The following is a 22,140-nucleotide window of genomic DNA, read 5'->3' on the forward strand; positions in this document are numbered from 1 at the left end:
CTCATCTGCCTTAAAGTCCTTTATCCTTTAGTATAACTAGAAAACTCTATAATAAACGTATAAAATTCTTCTATTAATACTATGCTATAGTTATAAAAACTACTTAATTATATACGAGGTGATAATATTGAAGCATATTGGAATAATTGATATAGGATCAAATTCCGTACGACTTTTGTTTATAGAACTTACAAGCAAAAATTCCTTTAAAATTCTAACTGAACTTAAAGAATATGTACGACTTGGTGCAGGCTTTGATTCTAACGGAAATATTACTACTGAAAAAATAGCTGAACTACTTGAAATTTTAAATTTATATAAGAATTTTTGTGATAAATTTGAAAATAGTGAACTTATTATAACTGCTACTGAAGCCTTTAGAAAAGCCAAAAATAGAAACTCCATAGCAAAAAAAATTAAAGATACCCTATCTCTAAATATAAGAATTCTATCTGGCAAAGAAGAAGCATATTACGATTATTTCTCTGCAATAAATACCTTGGATATTAAGGATGCTCTTGTAATGGATATTGGAGGAGCAAGTACAGAACTTATATGGATAAAAGACAGAACTTTAAAAGAATGCGTAAGTCTTCATTTTGGAGCCTTGACTTTAACTGAAAAATTCAAACTTAAGAACTCTATAGATTCAAAGCAAGAAGAACTTCTAAAAAAGTTTTTATTAGAAAGCTTTAAAGATATTCCATGGATTAAAGATATTTCTACTTCTACATTAATAGGAATAGGTGGAAGCATTCGAAATCTAGGCAAAATTTCCAGAAGAAATGAAAACTATCCCTTCGATTTAATACATAATTACATCATGTCTTCAAAGTCAGCTGAAGATATTTATAATGAGGTAAAGGACAAATCCACTGAGCAGCGAAAAAAAATAAAGGGATTATCTAAAAACAGAGCTGATATTTTCACTGGTGCTGCTTGTGCAGTTTCATCACTAGTAAAGTTAACCAAAATCAAAAAAATCATAATTTGTAGAAATGGTTTAAGAGAAGGGCTATTATTGTCAAATTTATTTAATGACGAGCCAATAGAAAATATTCTTGATTTTTCAATAAACAACATACTGCTTAATAATAATGCCAATATTAAACACAGCTTACATGTATATAAGCTTACAAAGCTTCTTTTTTCAGCCTTAAAAACTATACATAGAATAGATGCTTCCTTTGATAAAGTCATAAAAACAGCTGCTATGCTTCATGATGTAGGAATTAATATCTCTTTCTACTATAATCATAGACATTCTTCATATATAATTCTAAACTCTTACCTCTTTGGAATCTCTCACAAGGAACGTATCATAAGTGCTTGTATTGCCATTTATCAAAGAAGTGAAAACTTAGACTCAATTTTAGAAGAATATAACAGTATACTTGAAAAAGAAGACATCTACGCAATAAAAATTATTGGAGTACTTTTAAGAATTGCTGCAAATCTAGATAAAGATTTATCTGGCTCTATTTATGATTTAAACTGCCAAATAGATAATGATATTGTTATAATAAAAACTATTTCCGACAGTTCATCAACCTTTTTAATTAAAGAAGCTATGGTAAGTTCATCTCTCTTTAAAGCTGCCTTTAATAAATCACTTTATATAGTGTAAAATTTAATAACTTATCCTCTATAAAATTCATAATATAAAGTAAACATTGTAATATGTGAGGAGGATTCATGAGAAAAACTTGTTTTAAATTTTTACTATTGTTTACTTTAATATTATGTATCACTTCTGTAGGTTGTTCAAAATCTACTGACACCTCATTAATTAATGTAAAACTAAATGAAGTTACTCGTTCAATTTTCTATGCTCCCATGTATGTTGCTATAAAAAATGGTTACTTTAAGCAAAACGGAATAAACCTTGATCTTTCTACTGGTCAGGGTGCTGATAAAACTATGCAAGATGTTTTAAGTAAAAGTGCCGATATAGGTTTTTGTGGTCCTGAACAAGTTATATATATTTACAACAAACATAGAAAAGATTATCCTATAATTTTCGCTAAACTTACGCAAAAGGATGGTTCATTTCTTGTTGGCAGACATAAAGAAAAATCATTTACTTGGAAATCCCTAAAAGGCAAAACAATAATAGGGGGTAGACCTGGGGGTGTTCCTGAAATGGCTTTTGAATATGCTCTTAAAAATAATGGACTTAAACCAGGTAAGGATGTAAATATAATAACTAATATAAGTCTTTCCTCTGTAGGTGGAGCATTTAAAGGTGGTACTGGTGACTATGCTACGTTATTTGAACCTACTGGAAGTCTTCTTGAACAAAATAAGTCAGGATATATAAATGCATCCGTCGGTATTGCATCAGGTTCACTACCATATACTTGCTTCTTCACCACAAAATCTTACATGGATAAAAATCCAAAAGTATTACAAGGCTTTACTAATGCTATTTACAAAGGACAGCTTTGGATGAACAAACATTCAGACAAAGAAACTGCTTCTCTTATAAAATCATTTTTTCCTGGAAGCGACATTAATGTAATAGAAAATTCCATAAAAAATTATAAAAGTATTGGTGCTTATGCATCAGATCCAATCTTAAAAAAAGAAGAAATGGATAGACTTATGACAATAATTCAAGGTTATGATAAAACTATCATAAAGACTAGACCTCCATTTAATACCATAACAAATGAAACTTTTGCAAAAGAAGCTGTAAAAAAAGTAAAGTAAGGTTTATGGAGATGATAAAATGGATAAAGTTTATGTAAAAAATGTATCTGTAAATTATCATTCAGTAAAAACAGAAACAAACGCTCTAAAAAATATAAGTTTTAAAATAAATGATGGTGATTTTGTAAGCATTGTAGGGCCTTCTGGTTGTGGAAAATCAACTCTTTTAAACATAATAGCAGGACTTTTCCCTCCATCAAGTGGTGAAGTTTTTATAGATAGTTCTCTTGTTAAAGGGGTGTCTCCAAAAATAGGCTACATGTTTCAAAAGGATAATTTATTTCAGTGGCTTAATGTATGGGATAATATATCTTTGGGGCTTAAAATAAAAAAAGAGTTGAATGCAAAAACCACAGATAAAATAGAACAACTTCTTGAAAAGTACGATCTTAAAGACTTTAAAAATCATCATCCAAATGAATTATCTGGTGGAATGCGTCAGAGGGTTGCACTTATAAGGACACTGGTTTTAGATCCTGAAGTTCTTCTTCTAGACGAGCCTTTTTCTGCTTTAGATTATCAAACACGCTTAAATGTTGGAAGTGAAATATGTGAAATAATCAAAACAGAGGGAAAAACAGCAATAATGGTAACTCATGATATTGCAGAAGCTGTTTCAATTTCTAAAAGAATACTAGTACTTTCAAAACGACCTGCAGAATTAAAAAAAGATATTTCCATAAATCTTCCTGATATTTCTCCTGTAAAGAGACGTGAATGTACTGATTTTCCACTTTACTTCAATAGCGTTTGGAAGGAGATGGATATCAATGAAGGTTAGTATAGAACATGAAAAATATATAAAAAGTTTAAATAGACAAAGACATAAAATTACTTTAACTAGAATTCTCATATTAATATTTATTTTTGTTTTATGGGAAATTGCTGGTGACTTAAATATAGTAGATCCTTTTCTAATAAGTACTCCTTCTAGAATGCTTGAAAGTTTTATAAAAATATATGCAGAAGGAACTTTATTTACTCATATAGGTATAACCTGTTTTGAAACTGTAATTGGATTTTTATTAAGTACAATTATCGGAACTTTTATAGCAATACTTTTATGGTGGTCAGATTTTGCTTCAAAGGTTCTTGATCCTTATCTTGTTGTTCTTAATTCATTACCTAAGGTTGCACTAGCTCCAATAATAATATTTTGGGTAGGTAATGGAATAAAAGCAATAATCTTAATTGCAGTTTTAATTTCTATAGTTGTAACCATAATAAGCGTTTTAAATAGCTTCAAGGAAGTTGATGAAGAAAAAATCAAACTTATGAAAACCTTTGGAGCTAGTAAATTTCAAATACTAAAAAATCTAATAATACCTTCTTCAATTCCTACCCTTATGTCAGCTTTAAAAATAAATGTTGGTCTATCATGGGTTGGGGTTATAATGGGAGAATTCTTAGTTGCAAAACAAGGTCTTGGTTTTCTAATTGTATATGGTGGACAAATTTCCGAATTAGATATGGTTATGATGAGTATAATACTTTTATCTATCTTAGCTTATTTAATGTATATAGCTGTAGCTATTTTAGAAAAAAAATTAAAAAGAAAATTCTAAATAAAAAACACCAATGAAGATATTTATTTTGTCTTCATTGGTGTTCTCTTATGATTTTTAACTGCACGTTCTAAAGCTATAAATTCTTCTATTTCTGTTCTAACTGAAATATTATCCTCAACCTTAAGCCTATTTTTTAAGGTTTCTATTATTATTTCAAAGTTTTCTTTTGATGCAAGTTCACTTAATATATTTACAACTGCACATCTAATTCCATAGTATTCGTCATCTAAATCCTTCATTAATAATTTTAAATATTCCTCTTCACCTATAACATATAGTGCTCTATAAAAATTAATTTTAACCCATTTAACTTTTTCATTTTCAAGTGCTTTTATAAGGAATTCCTTTATATCATAGCCTATTTTCACTGCAATCTCTGATATTGCCATTGCTGCATATCCTCTTACCAAGTAGCTTTTGTCTTCTACTACTTTATGCTTTAAAAATTCCACAACCTCTTTTGAAGTACTACTACATATAGACTCACATGCATTAGTTCTAACTAACTCATCTTTGTCCTCTAATAGCATAAGTAATATCTCTTCACTAGCTTTAATATTTTGATATGCCAAAACTTCAGCCACTCTACACCTTATTTCACTGTCAGGATTTCTTGAAAAATATCTTAAAATCTCAAAATCATATTCATTAAATTCTTCTTTTTCTTCAATTTCATCCAATTTATTAAAGTACTTTTCCATATAAATACCTCGTCTATTAATTCAATATAACTTATAAATTATAGCATACTACTTTAGTAAATTTCATTAATTATTTATTATTAAGTGAAATTATATAATAAATAAAATTAAAAAAATAATTTTCTCACCCTATTATAAAATTATATTATTTAAATCATTACTTTTCTCTATCTTCATTTTTAGCCACATACATTACTTTTTTATATATGCTACTTAATACTAAAGGTATAATATACACCAAAAATATTGCCAATGTAAAGCTTGTGCCGAAATATACCAATAAAAATCCAAAATTATCGTATGCATCATTAATTACACCTTCAATTGGAATCATAAATATTAATAAAATAACCATGCTAAAAAAATATATAACTGCTGAACATATTGTATATATAAGACTCCCCCCAAAATTCAATTTTGCATACATAAAAAAATTATAAATCATACCATATATAAATACCACCACTAAAAAAAACATCTCACTATATAAAGATATTAATTCTAATGATGTATTTTTAATAAGCATACTAAGTATACATCCAAAAATGTACGTTAAAACAAATACTATTGGTAAATTATATTTTTTTAAAATTTCTTTCATAATTGAGCTCCTAAAACTTATAAATTCAAATTTATACTACACATTGTAATTTAGAGAAAATTATATCATATTTTATTTTTATTTTTCAATATAATTTAATTCACTTAAAAAACTCAAATTTAAATTTTTTATTATTTTTTCTAATCTATAATTGATAATTTATGACAAAAATCTTGTAATCGTTATTATTTTTTTATAACGATTACAAGTTCTTTTATATTATTGTTCTTATTGACAATATATGATATATTAATGACGTTGTATAAAAATTCACTAACAAAAGAGGCGATATTGTGAAATACTTAAAACAGTTAACGATTATTCTAGGGGCATATTTTCTCGGGGTAATAATCCAATTATTGTTTAATCTTCCTATACCAGGAACTGTTTTAGGCCTTATTTTATTATTTTTTGCTCTATACACAAAAATAATAAAAGTAGAAATGATTGAAGATATATGTGATGTTCTAATATCTCATATGTCATTTTTCTTTGTTCCTGCTGGAGTAGGTCTTATAACATCCTTCGGAATATTGAAAGGAAAATGGCTCAAATTAATGACAATAGTTATTATGTCTACAATATTAGTTTGGGTAGTAACAGCTTATGTAGTAAATTTTTTAAGGAAGGTGCTTACGCGTGAATAGTATAGTTACTTCTCCTGTATTTGGAGTCCTAATCTCTTTAGTTGCTTATTTAATTGGAGAATTTTTAAAGAAAAAAACAAAGCTTTCAATTTTCAATCCACTTTTAATATCTATTATTATATTGATATGTTTTCTAATGAAATTTAATATAAAATATACTGATTACAACAAAGGTGGACAACTAATTTCCTTTTTTCTATCACCAGCAACTGTAGCACTTGCGCTGCCATTTTATAAAAAGTTTTCATTATTTAAAAAGAATGCTCTTCCTATAATTATTGGAATTTTATGTGGAGCTATATCCGGAATTATTTATATAATTTTATTTTCGAAATTATTTAATTTCTCAGATGCCTTAACAGAATCTTTACTTCCAAAATCAATAACAACACCTATAGGTATGGAACTATCTAAACAACTTGGTGGTATTCCTTCAATTACAGTTGTTGCTATAATAATAACTGGAATTCTCGGAACTATAGTAGGTCCATTTTTATATAAAATATTAAAATTTAAGGATAAGGTAGCTATTGGTATTGCTATGGGTGCCTGTTCTCATGCTATAGGTACGGCAAAGGCTATGGAACTAGGTGAAACTGAGGGTGCTATGAGCAGTTTAACTATGGCCCTTTCTGGAATCATTACTGTATTTTTAGCTCCTCTTATATGGCATTTGTTTTTAATTCTTACTAAATAGAAGGAGAAAAATTATGAAAGATAAAACAAATCCAATTAATAAATTATTTACGTCTATTGATAATTTATTTGCTGCTGAAAAAGAACAAAATCTTAGAAGTAAACTCGGTAAAGAGATTAAAAATTTAATTTTTACAGATGATATCATTACAAAACTTTATGAAACTGACTTTTCAGACCTAGTTGATGAATCTGAAAAGGCAAATTCAATTTTTTCAAATATTTTTCCTGTATATATAAGAAGAGAAACTGCTTCTTTTAGATTATACAAACACAAAATAGAAATAAATTTATTTCCAAAAAACACTAGATATATTTACATATTTGATGCTGGAAGATTAACTTCAGACTCTCTTAATTGCTTTAGGCTTTATGATAATGACTACGTGGATATACTCATTATGATAATAACTTTAATACCACTTTTTAAAGAAAATATAAACATAGCACTAGACAACTTTGAGAAAAATATAAATACCTACAACGAAAATATTTTAAATTCTAATCGAAAAGAACTTTTAGCTGAAGATAATTTCAAATTTTTAATGAGTAAACTTAAATAGTAATGATATGGCAAAAGCTACAATACAGAATTGTATTGTAGCTTTTGCCATATCATTCACTTTTTTAACTTTTCTAATCTTTTTACTGCTTCAATTAAAGTCTCATCTTTTTTGGCAAAATGAAACCTTATGTAATTACTAACCTTTTCTTTAAAAAAGCTTGAACCAGGAACGGCTGCAACTCCAATTTCCTTGGCTAACCATTCACAGAACTTATAATCGTCTTTTTCTCCAAACTCAGCTATATCAACCAGAACATAATATGCCCCTTGTGGTTCAAAGTATTTTAATCCTATTTCTCTAATTCCCTCTATAAATATACTCTTTTTCCTAGTATATATTTCATTAAGCTTATCATAGTATTCGTCTCCAAATTCTAGTCCAGGAAGTACAGCTCTTTGAAGTGGTGCCGCCGCACCTACTGTCAGAAAATCATGGACCTTCTTACAATTATCTATAATTTCATCACTTGCTATTATATATCCAAGACGCCATCCTGTTATAGAATAAGTCTTTGAAAGTGAACTACAAGATATAGTTCTTTCTTTCATTCCAGGAAGTGATGCCATATAAACATGCTTATTAGGTTTATAAACTATATGCTCGTAAACTTCATCAGTAATAATATATGTATCATGCTCTTTTGCTAATTTAGCTATATATAAAAGTTCATCTTTTGTAAAAACTTTCCCTGTTGGATTAGACGGATTGCATAGTACTAATGCTTTAGGATTTTGCTCAAAAGCTTTTTTTAAGGTAGCTTTATCAAAATTAAATCTTGGTGGCACTAAGGGAACATATATAGGCTCAGCACCAACTAAAATTGCATCTGCTCCATAATTTTCATAAAACGGAGAAAATACAATAACTTTATCACCTTGATTACATACTGACATCATTGAAACCATCATAGCTTCTGTACTTCCGCAAGTAACAACAATATTTTTTTCAGGATCTATATCTATTCCCATAAATCTTTTTTGTTTTTCAGCAAGTTTTTTTCTGAATTCTATAGATCCCCATGTTATTTCATATTGATGAGGACCTTTACTTGAAACCTCCCTAAGACCTTCTATTATAGCTTTAGGAGGATCAAAATCCGGAAAGCCTTGAGAAAGATTTATAGCTCCATATTTATTAGCTATTCTTGTCATTTTTCGTATTATTGACTCTGTAAATCCATCCAACCTATTACTCAATTTTTGCATTTTACCCTCTCCTTGTATTCTTTTTATCAAAGAACTTTATCCATTTACATACAAATCATATAGGAATAATTATTTATTACAATTATAGTATATTACTAAAACCTTAATGTCAATACTTAGAAAAGCAAATGGCAGAGCTCTCTAATATAAAGCTCTGCCATAAAAACAAAATCTATTAATTTTTCTCTATTGTAACATCAACTCTGTGATTACCTTCCTCTAAAAATGGAACCACATTATCTTCCATTAATCTACCATCTAATAAAATTTCCTTTTTTTCTCCTCTTCTTATATTTATATTGTAGACACTATTTTTATATCTGTATTCCATATTATAAGAATACCACTTATTAGGAACACATGGTTCTATTGTAAAACCTCTACCTTCTTTTAACTTCAATCCAAGTATTCCTTCAAGACCAACCCTATACATCCAACCTGCAGTACCTGTATACCAAGTCCAGCCACCTCTTCCTTCATGAGGTTCCTTTGCATAAACATCCGCTGCCATAACATATGGCTCAACTTTGTAATTTTGACAATCATAAAAAGATCTCGAATGATTTATAGGATTTATCATATTGAATAGTTTCCAAGCTTTTTTGCCATCGCCTAACTTTGTCATAGCTAATATTACCCAAGTTGCTGCATGAGTATACTGTCCTCCATTTTCTCTAACTCCAGGTACATATCCCTTTATATATCCAGGATTCAATTTAGACTCATCAAATGGAGGAGTTAAAAGAAGTATCATTCCTTTATCCTCTTTTACAAGATACTTTTCAATTGACTGCATAGCTACCTTAGCTCTATCAATTTTACCTCCACCTGATATAAGTGCCCAGGATTGTGATAGAGAATCTATTTGACACTCATCGTTTTGTGCTGACCCTAGTGGCGTTCCATCATCAAAATAAGCCCTTCTATACCAGTTTCCATCCCATGCATTTTTGTCTATACTTTCTTTTATAAAATCACTTAACTCTAGATATCTTCCACTTCTATAATTGTCACCTTTTACTCTAGCTATATCTTTGAAATTTATAAGTATGGAATATAAAAACCATCCAAGCCATACACTTTCACCTTTTCCCTTATTTCCAACGGTATTCATTCCATCATTCCAATCACCGCTTCCCATAAGAGGTATATTGTGGATCCCAAACTTAAGTGCTTTATCTATAGCTTTTATACAATGCTCATATATAGTTCCCTTCTTATCTGAAAGCTTAGTCATACTATATCTTTCATCTTCACCTTCTCTTAGAGGATCATCTTCTATATATGGTGCAATCTCATCTAAAATACCCGTATCACCAGTATTCTTTATATAGTCTATAGTAACATAAGGAAGCCATAATAAATCGTCAGAAAATCTAGTTCTTATACCACTATCTACAACTGGATGCCACCAATGCTGTACATCACCTTCTATAAATTGTCTTGATGCACTAATTAAAATTTGTTTTCTAGTCATTTCCGGTCTTACAAAGGTTAACGGCATAGTATCTTGAAGTTGATCTCTAAAACCATAAGCTCCACCTGATTGGTAAAATGCTGTTCTTGACCATAATCTACAAGATATAAGTTGATACATAAGCCATCCATTCATGATTATGTTCATACTTTCATCTGGTGTATTTACAACCACAGTATTTAAAATAGACTTCCAATATTCTTTTGTATTTTTTAATTCTCTTTCAGCATTTTCAATAATTGAATACTTACTTGTTATTATATTAATTTGTGACCTTGACTTCTCTTCTCCAAGCATTATAACTATTTCTTTTTCCTCATTAGGCTTTAAGTTTATCGTTACATTTTCTGCTATACAAGGCTCTAACCCACTTCCTACTGTATTAGATAATCTAACCTTTTTCATAGCAGACGGGTTATGAAGATTATTTCCTCTTCCAATAAATTCTCTTCTACTTCCTGTAAAGCTTTCATTTTCTCCACCAGCTATTTTAAGAAAAGCATTTAAATCACCAAAACTTGTGCTATATGGGTTTTTCGAATAAATTATCTTGCCATTTAAATCTAGCTCTGTTGAAATGTACTGTTCAGTATGCTCTGGTACTACTCCCAAAACCATACGGGCATAATACGATGCTGAAAGCTTCCTTTCTACTTCAGTATTATTTTTAAGCTTTACTAATAAAAGCTTCACATTATCATACATAGGTACAAACATTGTCATATTCCCTATTATTCCCTCTTTATAATGACTAAATCTGCTATATCCAAAACCATGTTCTATTATATAGTCATCATTATCTCTAACTGGTTCAGGACTCAAGCTCCAATATTTTCCTGTAACTTCATCCCTTATATAAAGTGCCTCTCCTAAGGTATCTGATACAGGATCATTATTCCAAGGAGTTATTTTATTTTCTCTACTATTAGCACACCATGTATATGCAGAACCTCTTTCAGATATATGAAATCCAAACTTTTCATTAGAAATAACATTTATCCAAGGTGCTGGTGTATTCTTACTGTCATTCAGTATAATTACATACTCATTATTCATTTCATCAAAGCCACCATAATCATTAAAAAATCTAAGAGAATTTATTTTAAACTTATAATCTTTTACATTATAATCAATGTTTTGTGTTTCAATTTTCTCAATTTCTTTAGGTGCTTTCATTTGCTTTTTAAGCTGATGTATTAGAAGTCCTTTTGCAGAATCTATGACAAGCTTAGCGACTCCTATTAAAAAATTCATATCTTCTACTGGCATTGTTGCTCTATTAAATGCAAATATTTTTCCTATTCTATCTTTTTTAAGCCTTATCATAGCTTTACTTATGGTACCATTTATTAAATCTTGAAAATCTTGAGTATATGAATTTTCCATAAGATTAATTATTATAAGATCAACATTTAATCCCTTCATCTCAAAATATTCGTGTGCCCTTACCATTTGCCTTACAATACCAATATCTCCATCTTCTCTTACAATTAAAAGCATTATTGGAATATCTCCTGAAATACCATATCCCCAAAGCGCTGGTTGAGCCTTACTTATATTTTTTATATAGTCTGACCTCATATATAAGTTTTCATTTAAATATAATATTTGAGCTGCCATCATTTCATATAAATTTGCTTCTGAAGACATCATATTTAGATATTTCATCCACAATTGCACCTCAGTAGTTGCAATTGCAAATATTCTTCTAATACTATTTTGCATTGAATACTTTTTAGCAATTTCTAGTGCACTTTCTCTTGATGGCGAAATTGCTGTTATATAAGATATATTTATACTTTTCCCTGGTTCTAACTTAATTCTTCCTCTAAGACTCATAACAGGATCCAAAACATCTCCCACTGTATTTTTAAGTGGAGAATTTAAAGCTTCGGGATTATGAATATCTTTTCCTCTTCCTATAAAATTAGTTCTACTAGTTTCATATTGAATATTGCCTTCAAGTTTTCCATCGTAAGCCATAGAGTGAACAACATAACTCTTCTTTTCCTTTTCACTTCTTATTCTTCTTCTAGCAATTAAACATCCATATTGAGGTTCAAATTCTGTTCTTACAAATAAATTGCTAAATGTAGGATGAACCAAATCTGAATCAAATGGAGCTGCTATAACCTCCATGTAACTTGTTATTTCTAAAAGTTTGGTGATACTGCCTTTGTTTTTTATAGATACTCTTCTTATTTCTGCATTTTCTTCACTTGATACAACTACAGTAGTACTTGTAACTACATCTTCATCTTCTCTTGTAATATTAGCCTTATCAATAGAAAAAGTAGCTTTATACCTATCTCCCTCTTTTTGACATGGCTCATATCCTGCACTCCACCACTTATTAGCATTTAAGTCTTTTATATAGAAGAACATTCCATGCCCTTCCTCTACAGAATCCTTTCTCCATCTATATATATACTCTCTATCACACTTACTATAGCCACTTCCGCTGTTTGAAAGCATAACAGAATAAGTACCATTTGATAAAATTTGAACTTCAGGAAATTCTGTTTTGGCTGTAAAATATTCCCTCTTGATTATTCTTTGTTTTTCTTCTTTAAATTCTGGAATTTCAAATGCTCTTTCATCATTGTATATTACCCTCTTAGGCATTCTTTCTTGAAGAAGAAGTTCAGCTGACTTTACTCTTGGAATACTATGAAATCTTTTCTGAAGAATGTTATCATTTATGACATTATCGAGAGACATTAAACTCATTCCTTCATGATGAACCATGAAACATTTTACTACAAGCTTATTATTTTTACCTTTTAATCTCTCTTTAGTATAGTCAATTGCTTCATAAAATCCATATTTTCCTCCTGCACCTTCTTTTAATAATCTTCTCATATTTTCTACTGAAGCCCTAGTATCTACTTGAAGTGCCATAAGGGAAGAATATGGCGATATTACAAATTCATCCGAAAGTCCCCTTTTAAGTCCTATTCCTGGTACTCCAAAAGCTTTATACATATAGTTATCCTGTGAATCAACTTCAGAATAAGCAGATTCAGAAATCCCCCAGCATGGTATTTTTCTCCTTCTACAGTATTTCTTTTGACTTTCCACAACTGATTTATAGGTTTCACTCAAAAGTGTATTAGGATAACTTCTCATTATTATGATCGGCATTAAATATTCGAACATAGTTCCACTCCAAGACACAAGGCACCTTTCTTTTTCAACATTGGTTAGCGATCTTCCAAGCTTGAACCAATGATTTTGGTTTATTTCTCCTTTTGCTATTGCTATAAAACTGGCCTGCCTTGCTTCTGATGCTAGGAGATCATAATAACTTTTTCCTAAGCTATCACTTTCAATATCATATCCAATTGAAAACAATTCACGTTTTTTATCAAATAGCATTTTAAAATTAGTGTTTTCAGCCATAATATTAATTCTATTTTGAATGTGTTGCAATTTCTTAAGAATTTCGTTAATTTCTTTTTCAGCGCTATCTAATGAAGCTATTATTCTTTTATATTCTTCTTTTATTTCACTTTTAATATTGTTTTTCTTATGCCTTATTTCTAATTTTATTTCTTCTAGTTTTTTAGGTACATCCTTAAAAGATACCCTTAATGCTGTTTCATTTAAACTTCCATAAATATATCCATCACCCACATTAGTTCTATTAAAAATATCTATCCAAGGCATTAATTTATCAAATTCTACTCTGATTTTATTAACGCTATTCTTTAATTTCATGTTCCAATATACATTTTCTTTTTTTATTTTTCCCCCAATATAACTTTCCTTTTCCAGTATTCTTGAAAATAATCTATAAATACCATCTAAATTAGAATCTTCATTTACTAATTCATCTTTTATATCTTTATAATAATCCTCTATTTTAATAGAATTATTTTTAATTTCTTCACTTGCTAAATTCAAATTATCTACTAAACCTTTTTTAAAATTAAAATTGAACATAGGTGCTTCTTTAAGTTCATCAATAGCTTTGCTTATAAGCCATAAATATGATACTAAATTTCCACTATCTACAGTAGATATATACCTCGGACTTAATGGATTTTTAGTCTTTGTGTCATACCAATTGTAAAAATGTCCTTTATACATCTCCAAGGATTCCATACTAGTAAGTATTTTATCCATTCGTTCTGTAAATTCTACAACTCCAATAAACCCCAAATCATAAGCTACCAAATTTGATGTTAAGCCCATTCCCATATTTGTTGGTGATGTTCTAAATGCAATACCCTTATTTTCATACTCTTGATAATTATCCGGTGCAAGAAAATTACCTTCTTCATTTATAAAATCTTCAAAATAAGCATATGTTTTTCTAGCATTTATCCTTAAAAATTCAGCGTCTGATTTACTTAAGCTTGTGACTTCAATATTTTCCTTACTTACAAAATAAGCTATGAAGGGGCTTACAAACCATAAACTGCTTAAAGGCATCATTATAGCACCAATTGTTACATTTCTATAGAATGCCATAATTCCAACTACAACAGCTATAAAGCTGCCAAACCACATTAAATTCACATAATCCTTTAAAGATCTTTTAGATGACATTTCTGAATCAGCTGAGGTTTGCCATTGGAGTAAATTTTTCTTACTTATAAATACTCTATATAGACTTCTTATAATAGCATCTACCATTAAATAAGCTTTATATGGCAAAAAACTGAATATCAAAAACATCTGCTCTATAACCACTTTACTTCCAACTATTTTTCCAGATAAATTCATTCCTCGTATTGGTGATACAACCATTTCTGAAACATCAAAAAGCCATGGACATATCATGGATAAAAAAGCTACTGCAAGCCATTTATCAGGATTATATGGCAAAATAGTTATAGAAAGTATTATTAAAATCATTATAGCTGGCGCTATTAGACTTCTTCTCAAATTATCAAAGATCTTCCACTTAGAAATTGTATTTATTGGTGATTTTATAAATATCCATTTTAATAATTGCCAATCACCTCTAACCCATCTGTGAAGCCTTTTACTACTTGAACTATAATATGCAGGATATCCATCTATCAATTCAACATCAGTTACTAAAGCCGATCTTACATATGCTCCTTCTAGCAAATCATGACTTAATACTGTATTTTCTGGTATCTGATTTTTTAACATAGTCTGAAATACATCTATATCATATATACCTTTTCCTGCAAAAATTCCTTCACCAAATAGGTCTTGATATACATCTGAAACAGCTGTACTATAGGTATCAATACCTGCTTCTCCAGAAAACACCTTAGAATAAATAGTTTTATTTGCACTTATAGAATTTATATTAATCCTTGGCTGCATAACTCCATATCCTCTAACTACTCTGCCATTATTTATTACAGCCTTATTTAAAACATGTATCATAGCTCCAATAAGTTTTTTTCCTGTATCTCTTGGCATTTTTGTATCCTCATCAAGAGTTATTATATATTTAGCCTTATATAATTCATTTAAATTTCCACTTATAACATTATAACTTGTATTTTTATCTCCTCTTAAAAGTGAGTTAAACTCCATGAGTTTTCCCCTTTTTCTTTCCCAACCAATCCATTTACCTTGACCTTTATTAAATTTTCTAGCTCTATTGAAAAAAAAGAAAATCTCACTTTCCCTATTATGGTACTTTCGATTCAAAGCATTTACTGCATTAAGAGCTATCTCATTTATTTTATGATCGGCTTCTTCTACTTCACTTCTACTATCCTTGAGATCTCCCAAAAGAGCAAAATAAAGATTTTTCTCTTTATTCGCTAAATAAAATACCTCCATTCTATCAATTAACTCTTTAGCTTTTTTTTCACTATTTAAAATTGCAGGAATTACAACAACAGTTTTTGCATAATCAGGTATTCCTTTAGGCAATTCTAACTTACATACAAACTTAGGTGTAGTTAAATGATTTATACTCCAATTAAACACTGCATTAACTATCTCTGAACATGGAACTAAAATAGCAAAAAATCCAAGTGCATACGGCCATATTCTATAATCATTTGTTCCTCTAAAAATCAGATAAATCAAAAAGTATGATAATGCTATAGTTCCAAGTATATTAACTCCTATATAAAAACCAACACTATGATTGTTCAATAAATTCAAAATTCCATTTTTTTTGCTTTTCAAACCTATCTTATATTTTAATTGATTTACCCCATTGTCTATTATGTAATATCCTATGTGCTTTTTTATATCGTACTTTGAATTGTCTTCTTTTGCACATTTAACTGCTGCTTTAGCAATAAATGATTCCGGCATTTTAAATCTATTAGCCATTTTTTCTATATTATGTCTATAATAATCCTTAGAAGAAAAATCCATATTAGAATAAATATTAGCAGCATCTTCTCTTAGTATACTTTCTACTATACTTAATTTTTCAAAGCAGCTCTTCCAATTTAGTGCTTCAATTTCCCTTATAGCATTTACACAATTACCCATAAGAACTTGAAACTCTGCCTGCCTTTTATGTTCTAAAACCACCATCTCACTAGTTGTGGTTTCTTGCATTTGAAGCCTTGTATCTATATATTCATAAATTTCCCCATCATCAACACCATTATCTCTCAAACTTTTAACAAATCTTTCAATAAAATGAGATGTCATTATTTCTTGATTCATAAGCACTTTTTTTACTCTATCAACATTTAATTGTTGTGAGTCTATTATTTCAAATCCAAGTTTATCAGCTTTTCTCTTCTCCCTTTGTGCAAATACTATACTCTCAATAATTCTACTTATATTTTGAATAACTGCCATTCTAAACATAAGTGGAAGTGCCCAAAGTTCTGAACTTGTAAGCATAGAACTTTTTTGATATTGCTGCACACATGAAATTATACTATCTTCACTTATTTTTCCACTTAATTTGTTTATTATTTTTACTCCAAGGTAATATGCTCTTGGTAAATCTTTAAATGCCCCTTCTCGCATAACAGGCATTTTTTTACAACATATTTCAGGCATATTATGTTTTATATCTTTATACTCTTTCTCTATAAGATATAAGTTATCAAGCAGCCACTCTGCTGCCGGCACTATTTCTTTACTATTTCTTATTTCTCTATCAAAATATTCGTAGCCTCTTATAATCATACTAAAGCTTCTATCTAGCTTTTTTATTAAAACCTTACTACTCTTTTTTTTAGGTAATCTACTATAGTTTTTTATAGCACTTAAATACTCATCTTGATTTAAATTTTCACTATAGTCATAACTTTTCTTTTTATTTATATCCCTCAATATGTATATAACAAAAATAATTAGACACAAAAGAAAAATATATACATAAAGCATAATAATCAATCCTTTCAGCAAATATACTCGTTAACCTAACTTCGATTATTATTCCCACATATATATTTTTTTAAACAGAAAGTAACAAACAATTTTTTTACTCCATAAAACATAAGAATCCGCTAATCATATAATTAACGGATTCTTATGTTTTAATTAAGAAGTCTAAGCCCCCACAAAGACTTCTTACAAATCTCTTATATTTAAGCCCCCTGCTTATTTATAAGTAACTATTCTAAACTTAAGCTGTACTTTATAATCACAGCCTAAAGATTAATCAATTTTTTACCTTATATTTATTTTTTACTATTTTAATAATTTTATTCTTTATTATAAATTTCAAATTATAATTCTCTTGAAAGCATATCTTCATAACTTTCTCTCTTACATATAAGCTTTTCTTTCCCGTCTCCAACTAATACTACTGCTGGTTTCGGTATTTTATTATAATTATTAGCCATGGAATATCCATAGGCTCCAGTGGTTGCTACTACCAAAACATCGCCACTCTTTACTTCCGATATGCAAATATCATTTATGAGTATATCTCCTGATTCGCAGCACTTACCTGCTACTGCAACTTTTTCCTTTGAATCATTAAACTTATTTATAATTTCACATTCATATTCAGCATTATAAAGTGCAGATCGTATATTATCTGACATACCTCCATCTACAGATACATACTTTCTTATGCCTGGTATTTCTTTTATAGAACCTACTGTATAAAGCGTTGATCCTGCATTTCCTATTATTGATCTACCAGGTTCTATAATTAATTTAGGTGTTTTTATATTAAACTCTTTTACTAAATTGCCTGCTTCATTTAATATAGCTGTGCAAAATTGTTTTGCAGTTTTAGGTTTATCCTTTTCTGTATAATAAATACCAAACCCTCCACCTAAATCAAGTTCTTTTATTTCATAGCCTGTTTCTTCTTTTATTTGTTTTATAAATTTAAACATAACCTTAGTTTCTTCTAAATAAGGTTCTATATCAAAAATTTGAGATCCAATATGACAATGTAATCCAGCTAATTCTATATTATCGAATTTCAAAACCTCTTTTACCGCTTTAATTGCATCCCCATTTATCAATGTAAAACCAAATTTTGAATCAATTTGTCCTGTTTTTATATATTCATGGGTATGTGCTTCTATCCCTGGCGTTATTCTTAAAAACACCTTCTGAATTTTATGCATTTTTTTAGCAATTTTATTCAAATTTTCTATTTCATAAAAATTATCAGCTACGAATCTTCCAACATTTAATCTTACACCCATTTCCATTTCATCTAAGGTCTTATTATTTCCATGAAAAAGCACATTATCCATATCAAAACCAGCTTTATAGGCTGTATAAAGTTCTCCGCCAGAAACCACGTCTAAACTGAGTCCCTCTTCTTTAACAATCTGGCACATAGCAATTGGTAAAAATGCCTTTCCTGCATATGCTACCCTGTTTCCATTTTCATTCACTTTAAAATTTTCATAATATTCTTTGCATTTTTGTCGAACTAACTTTTCGTCAACTACATAAAGAGGAGTACCATATTCTTTTGCTAATTTTTCTAAACTTATTCCTCCTATATATAATTGATTTTTTTCCACTTGCATACTGCCAAATAGCTTCACCTAAAACACCTCTCTATTTTTTCTTTGCGCTACAAATGTATAAAAATAAACGGCAAAGGAACACCTTTGCCGTTATAATTGCAATGTTGTGTACCTTGTAGCGCTCCACTTACCTAATAACTAATAAAGTGACAGCCCTTCATATATTATATAAAAAGCCAGTAAATAAATCCGCCAATTTATTTACTTCGGCTAAAAGTCCCTTTCACTGTTATCAACATTTGCCAACTCCAAACAGTTACTCTTAACTTAAAGCACCTCTACAAAAGGTTATTAATATTTTTTTCTAATTGTAACATACAAAGAATAAATATACAATATAATTCTCTATAAATTATAAAATTCTTCAAAGGATTTCTCTACATATACATGATCTAGAGTGCCACACAATTCTCTTATTGAATGCATAGCTAATAAAGCTGTGCCTATATCAACTGTTCTTATTGCAGTATGTGTAGCTGTTATAGGTCCTATCGTACTTCCACCTCTTTCATCAGATCTGTTCACGAACTTTTGATACGGAACACCCGAAAGCTTACATATTTCCTCATATACAGCTATAGAATTACTATCAGAAGTATACTTTTGAGCTGCACTTATTTTTATAACTGGACCTTCATTTATATGAGGTCTTGTTATTGGATCTGCCTTTTCTCCCTTATTAGGATGAACTGCATGTGCTGAGTCTGATGATATCATAAAAGAATTATGAAGAGCTCTAAAGAAATCTTCTCTATCCCCTCCGAAGGATAAAACTATTCTTTCAAGAATATCTGATAAAAATTGTGAATCTGCTCCTTGCTTTGTAGAGCTTCCTATTTCCTCATTATCAAAACAAGCTAAAACATTTGTAGCTTCAGAATTTTTAGAGTTAACTAATGCAGTTACTCCTGCGTGAACCATTTCAAGATCATCTAATCTACTGCTTGATATAAATTCATTATTTATTCCCATAATGCAGCCCTTATCATATTCATATAAGAACAAGTCAAAATCTAATATATTAGAAATATCTTCTCCAAGTTCACTAGCAATAACCTTAATAAGATAATTTTCTTTTTCGAACTTATCATTAATAAGCCCTAATACAGGCAAAGTATCAATTTGAGGATTAATTTTAATTCCACTATTTACATCTCTATTCATATGTATAGCTAAATTAGGTATAACTAGTATAGGTCTTTTTATATTTATGAGCTTTGTATCTGGACATAACACGTTTTTCCCTCTTACCGTAACCCTACCTGCTATAGAAAGTGGTCTATCAAACCAAGTATTTAATATTGGTCCTCCATATACCTCTGTGTTAAGCTTTATATATGAATTTTCCGAAACCATTTCTGGAATAGGTTTTATTCTAAAAGTAGGCGAATCTGTATGTCCCCCTATTATTTTAAAACCCTTTTTTGCCACAAATCCACTCCCTACATTAAATGCCACCAATGCTGAATCATTTCTTTCAACAAAATATTTACCATTCTTAGTGAGTTCCCATTTATTTTCTTCCTTCACTTCAGTAAAACCATTTTCAAGTAGTATATTTTTAATATTTTCCACCGAATGGAATGGTGATGGACTATCATATATGAAATCTATTAACTTTTTTGCAAATTCAAGTTCATTTTGCATTATCTATTCCTCCAAAATATAAGATTAGTATTTTATTTTAACATATAGGAAAACTACTTTAATAAATATATAAATAGTTTAAATTTCCTAAGTTATAGTATACAGAATGTATTTATTTTTTTCCAGTATATAGCCATTATATGTTATAATAAATATAATTTTAATTATGATGCACTAGATATTAATGTTTATACACACGGAGAGTGATAGAATGTTTATTAAACTCATTATTTCAAAGTTTATAAAAGACTTTGAAAATATAAATGATAAAAAAGTCAGGGAAAATTACGGTATTTTAAGTAGCATTATGGGACTTATAGTAAACATAATACTATTTATTATAGAACTAACCATCGGAATCTTTATAAATAGTATTGCGGTTATTGCTGATGCCTTTCATAATTTAGCAGATGTTAGCGCTTCAATTATAACCCTTATAGGTTTTAAGTTATCAAATAAACCTGCTGATAAAGAACATCCTTTTGGGCATGGGAGAATAGAATATTTATCTGCACTTCTTGTATCTGCAATAGTACTAATTGTAGGTTTAGAATTCATAAAGACTTCATTTTCAAGAATTCTATCACCACAGGCTGTGCATTTTAATCTTGTTTCTTTTATAATAATTTTAATTGCAATACCTCTTAAATTATGGTTAAGCTTTTTTAATAAAAATATTGGTAAAAAAATTGATTCTTCTGCATTAAAAGCATCTGGTGCTGATGCCTTAAATGATGTATATATACTTTCAAGTGTTATTTTATCTCTTTTAGTATCTGCATTTTCTACCATCTCTATAGATGGCTATGTTGGTATTTTTGTAGGTGGATTAATTGTATGGTCAGGAATTTCTTTAATGAAAGATACTATAGATCCACTTTTAGGTCAGGCACCTGATCCTAAGCTTGTAAAATCAATAAAAAAAATGGCTCTTAAATGCGATGTTATACTGGGAGTGCATGACCTTATAATACACAATTATGGGCCTGGAAGAACAATGATTTCTTTCCATGCTGAAGTCCCTTATAATATCTCAATTATGACCATACACACTAAAATAGATGAAACTGAAAAAATGATTTCTGAAGAATTGGGCTTATTTGTGGTAATTCATATGGATCCCCTTTTAATAGGTTCTCCAGAAGTAACTGAAGCCAAAAAATATGTTTCAAAAATCCTTAAAGACTTTCCGTATGTCCAATCCTTTCATGACTTTAGAATTGTCGGGGATGGTGATGATAAAAAATTAATATTTGATATAGTCGTTCCCTTTGACGAGAAAGTTTCTGAACAAACTCTGGAAAATTTAGGCGATACTATAAAGAATAAAATAAATGAAAAGCATCCTAATTATGATTGTGTAATTACAGTTGATAGAGATTATTCTGCAACTTAGCTTTTTAAA

14 protein-coding genes and 1 riboswitch are annotated in these 22,140 nt (G+C 29.3%); of the genes, 8 read left to right on the forward strand and 6 right to left on the reverse strand.

All coding sequences use genetic code 11. From position 1 onward, the window contains the following. The first annotated feature begins 118 nt into the window (after positions 1-118). The 4 genes from ppx (at position 119) to CLFE_RS18700 (ending at position 4,277) form a co-directional block, all read left to right on the forward strand. Positions 119-1,627: an exopolyphosphatase gene (gene ppx, locus CLFE_RS18685; protein ID WP_242951645.1), complete on the forward strand. Its 1,509-nt coding sequence runs from the start codon at positions 119-121 to the stop codon at positions 1,625-1,627. Positions 1,628-1,695: 68 nt separating this feature from the next. Beyond that, positions 1,696-2,712: an ABC transporter substrate-binding protein gene (locus CLFE_RS18690; RefSeq protein ID WP_077893862.1), complete on the forward strand. Its 1,017-nt coding sequence runs from the start codon at positions 1,696-1,698 to the stop codon at positions 2,710-2,712. A gap of 19 nt (positions 2,713-2,731) precedes the next feature. Further along, positions 2,732-3,493: an ABC transporter ATP-binding protein gene (locus CLFE_RS18695; RefSeq protein ID WP_077832348.1), complete on the forward strand. Its 762-nt coding sequence runs from the start codon at positions 2,732-2,734 to the stop codon at positions 3,491-3,493. Then, entirely contained in the window at positions 3,483-4,277 is a 795-nt protein-coding gene (locus CLFE_RS18700) for an ABC transporter permease (protein ID WP_077832349.1), read from the forward strand. Before CLFE_RS18695 ends, CLFE_RS18700 begins: the two co-directional genes overlap by 11 nt. A gap of 23 nt (positions 4,278-4,300) precedes the next feature. Here the strand turns inward: CLFE_RS18700 and CLFE_RS18705 are convergent, their stop codons facing one another. Beyond that, positions 4,301-4,981 (reverse strand): HEAT repeat domain-containing protein, encoded by a 681-nt coding sequence (locus CLFE_RS18705; RefSeq protein WP_077893863.1) that lies wholly within the window; start codon positions 4,979-4,981, stop codon positions 4,301-4,303. Positions 4,982-5,138: 157 nt separating this feature from the next. After that, the gene (locus tag CLFE_RS18710) at positions 5,139-5,582 is read right to left on the reverse strand and encodes a hypothetical protein (RefSeq protein WP_077893864.1); all 444 of its coding nucleotides are present in this window, start codon (positions 5,580-5,582) and stop codon (positions 5,139-5,141) included. 293 nt (positions 5,583-5,875) lie between these two features. Here CLFE_RS18710 and CLFE_RS18715 point away from each other — a divergent pair, with 293 nt between their 5' ends. From CLFE_RS18715 to CLFE_RS18725, 3 genes are read left to right on the forward strand one after another with little or no spacing between them, the layout of a single operon-like run. Then, positions 5,876-6,229 carry a CidA/LrgA family protein gene (locus tag CLFE_RS18715; RefSeq protein ID WP_077832355.1) on the forward strand — a complete coding sequence of 118 codons (354 nt, stop codon included), beginning with the start codon at positions 5,876-5,878 and terminating at the stop codon, positions 6,227-6,229. After that, positions 6,222-6,926: an LrgB family protein gene (locus tag CLFE_RS18720; protein ID WP_077850916.1), complete on the forward strand. Its 705-nt coding sequence runs from the start codon at positions 6,222-6,224 to the stop codon at positions 6,924-6,926. Before CLFE_RS18715 ends, CLFE_RS18720 begins: the two co-directional genes overlap by 8 nt. Positions 6,927-6,939: 13 nt before the next feature. Next, positions 6,940-7,488, forward strand: coding sequence for a hypothetical protein (locus CLFE_RS18725; RefSeq protein ID WP_077893865.1), 549 nt, complete (start codon positions 6,940-6,942; stop codon positions 7,486-7,488). A 56-nt stretch (positions 7,489-7,544) separates the two neighbouring features. On the opposite strand, the gene CLFE_RS18730 is transcribed toward CLFE_RS18725, so the two are convergent. The 4 genes from CLFE_RS18730 to CLFE_RS18745 all read right to left on the reverse strand — a co-directional run bounded on the left by CLFE_RS18730 (position 7,545) and on the right by CLFE_RS18745 (position 20,735). Continuing rightward, on the reverse strand, positions 7,545-8,696 hold the full coding sequence (locus CLFE_RS18730) for a pyridoxal phosphate-dependent aminotransferase (protein WP_077850915.1): 1,152 nt from the start codon (positions 8,694-8,696) through the stop codon (positions 7,545-7,547). A 175-nt stretch (positions 8,697-8,871) separates the two neighbouring features. Further along, positions 8,872-17,472 (reverse strand): GH36-type glycosyl hydrolase domain-containing protein, encoded by an 8,601-nt coding sequence (locus CLFE_RS18735; protein WP_077893866.1) that lies wholly within the window; start codon positions 17,470-17,472, stop codon positions 8,872-8,874. 344 nt (positions 17,473-17,816) lie between these two features. After that, positions 17,817-19,106, reverse strand: coding sequence for a diaminopimelate decarboxylase (lysA, locus tag CLFE_RS18740; RefSeq protein ID WP_077893867.1), 1,290 nt, complete (start codon positions 19,104-19,106; stop codon positions 17,817-17,819). A 90-nt stretch (positions 19,107-19,196) separates the two neighbouring features. After that, positions 19,197-19,377: riboswitch (Lysine riboswitch) on the reverse strand. Between the two features lie 56 nt (positions 19,378-19,433). Further along, a complete protein-coding gene (locus CLFE_RS18745) occupies positions 19,434-20,735 on the reverse strand; it encodes a M18 family aminopeptidase (protein WP_077893868.1) in 1,302 nt (433 codons plus the stop codon). Positions 20,736-20,946: 211 nt separating this feature from the next. Here CLFE_RS18745 and CLFE_RS18750 point away from each other — a divergent pair, with 211 nt between their 5' ends. After that, positions 20,947-22,131, forward strand: coding sequence for a cation diffusion facilitator family transporter (locus CLFE_RS18750; RefSeq protein WP_207651390.1), 1,185 nt, complete (start codon positions 20,947-20,949; stop codon positions 22,129-22,131). The last annotated feature ends 9 nt before the right edge of the window (positions 22,132-22,140 follow it).

The sequence above is a fragment of the Clostridium felsineum DSM 794 genome (assembly GCF_002006355.2).
Taxonomy (GTDB): domain Bacteria; phylum Bacillota; class Clostridia; order Clostridiales; family Clostridiaceae; genus Clostridium_S; species Clostridium_S felsineum.

Excerpts from the sequence above, each read along its gene's own strand:
- CLFE_RS18730 (WP_077850915.1), bottom strand. The coding sequence starts at position 8,696 with ATGCAAAAATTGAGTAATAGGTTGGATGGATTTACAGAGTCAATAATA.
- CLFE_RS18710 (WP_077893864.1), bottom strand. The coding sequence starts at position 5,582 with ATGAAAGAAATTTTAAAAAAATATAATTTACCAATAGTATTTGTTTTA.
- CLFE_RS18705 (WP_077893863.1), bottom strand. The coding sequence starts at position 4,981 with ATGGAAAAGTACTTTAATAAATTGGATGAAATTGAAGAAAAAGAAGAA.
- CLFE_RS18750 (WP_207651390.1), top strand. The coding sequence starts at position 20,947 with ATGTTTATTAAACTCATTATTTCAAAGTTTATAAAAGACTTTGAAAAT.
- CLFE_RS18690 (WP_077893862.1), top strand. The coding sequence starts at position 1,696 with ATGAGAAAAACTTGTTTTAAATTTTTACTATTGTTTACTTTAATATTA.
- CLFE_RS18700 (WP_077832349.1), top strand. The coding sequence starts at position 3,483 with ATGAAGGTTAGTATAGAACATGAAAAATATATAAAAAGTTTAAATAGA.
- CLFE_RS18695 (WP_077832348.1), top strand. The coding sequence starts at position 2,732 with ATGGATAAAGTTTATGTAAAAAATGTATCTGTAAATTATCATTCAGTA.
- CLFE_RS18745 (WP_077893868.1), bottom strand. The coding sequence starts at position 20,735 with ATGCAAAATGAACTTGAATTTGCAAAAAAGTTAATAGATTTCATATAT.
- CLFE_RS18725 (WP_077893865.1), top strand. The coding sequence starts at position 6,940 with ATGAAAGATAAAACAAATCCAATTAATAAATTATTTACGTCTATTGAT.
- CLFE_RS18735 (WP_077893866.1), bottom strand. The coding sequence starts at position 17,472 with ATGCTTTATGTATATATTTTTCTTTTGTGTCTAATTATTTTTGTTATA.